Below are 1298 nucleotides of genomic sequence, written 5' to 3'. Positions count from 1 at the left end.
TCCAGCGCACTGGTGCCGACCTTGGCCATGGCCGCGGCGGTGAAGCCTTCGGTCAGGAAAGGAAGGATGTCTTTGCCGGTGGAGCTTGCTGCGTTTTCTGCCGCACGCCGCGCAATGTAGGTCAAGCCACCGGCACCGGGCACCAAGCCGACACCCACTTCCACCAGGCCGATATAGCTTTCCATGGCGACCACGCGCCGGGCCGAGTACACCGCCAGTTCACAGCCGCCACCGAGCGCCAAACCACGCACGGCAGACACGACCGGCACGTTGGCGTAGCGCAGCTTGAGCATGGCCTGCTGCATCTCGGCTTCCGCACCGTCAATCGCTTTGGCGCCGCCCATCATGAAGGCCGGCAGCATGGCCTGCAGATCGGCGCCCGCCGAGAACATGTCGTCCGGCGACCAGATCACCAACCCCTGGTAGCCGCCCTCCGCCATTTCCAGGCCCTGCATCAGACCTTCGACCACGCCGGGGCTGATGGCGTGCATCTTGGTCTTGATGCTGGCGATGAGCACGCCACCGAAGGGGCTGTTGGGGTCCGCGTCCAGTGTCCACAGGCGAATCGCTTCGTCCTCATGCAATGTCTTGCCGGCGGTTTCGGCCTTGGGCGCGTTGGCCCCGAGCACGCTCTCGGGGAAGTGCTGACGGGCATACACCGGCAAGCTGCGCGGCAGCACAAACTTCTCCCGCGTCGGGTTCCACGAGCCCTGCGGCGTGTGCACACCACCCGCGTCGGCCACCGGGCCTTGGAACACCCAGTCGGGCAGCGGCGCTTGGCACAAGGCCTTGCCCGCATCAATATCCTCTTTGATCATGTTGGCCACCGTCAGCCAACCGGCTTCCTGCCACAGCTCGAACGGGCCCTGCTTCATGCCAAAGCCCCAGCGCATGCAAAAGTCCACATCACGGGCGTTGTCGGCAATCGAGGCCAGATGCACGGCCGCGTAGTGGAAGCTGTTGCGCAGAATGGCCCACAGGAACTGACCCTGCGCGCCTTCGCTGTCGCGCAGCAGTTTGAGCCGCTCGGCGGCTGGCTTCTTCAGCATGCGGGCGTAGACTTCATCGGCTTTTTCACCAGCCGGCACATAGCCTTTGGAGGCCAGATCAAAACGCAGAATATCGCGGCCTTGCTTTTTGAAGAAACCGGCCTTCGTTTTCTGACCCAGGTTACCCATGTCCAGCAAGGTCTTGAGCACTTCCGGCGTGGCAAAGCTCTCGTAAAACGGATCCGTCTCCAGCGTCAACGTGTCCTGCAGGGTCTTGATCACATGGGCCATGGTGTCCAGGCCCACCAC

Annotated in this window: 1 protein-coding gene; it reads right to left on the bottom strand. The window is 63.3% G+C overall.

Features of this window, described 5'->3' with window-relative positions; translation table 11 throughout:
• On the bottom strand, positions 1–1298 hold a 1298-nt coding region (locus B3V69_RS05200; RefSeq protein ID WP_296444434.1), incomplete at both ends, for an enoyl-CoA hydratase/isomerase family protein.

Source organism: Rhodoferax sp. UBA5149 (genome assembly GCF_002413825.1).
Lineage (GTDB): Bacteria > Pseudomonadota > Gammaproteobacteria > Burkholderiales > Burkholderiaceae_C > Rhodoferax.
Note: the sequence above shows the minus strand (reverse complement) of the source record. Positions and strands in the feature narration are given on the sequence as shown.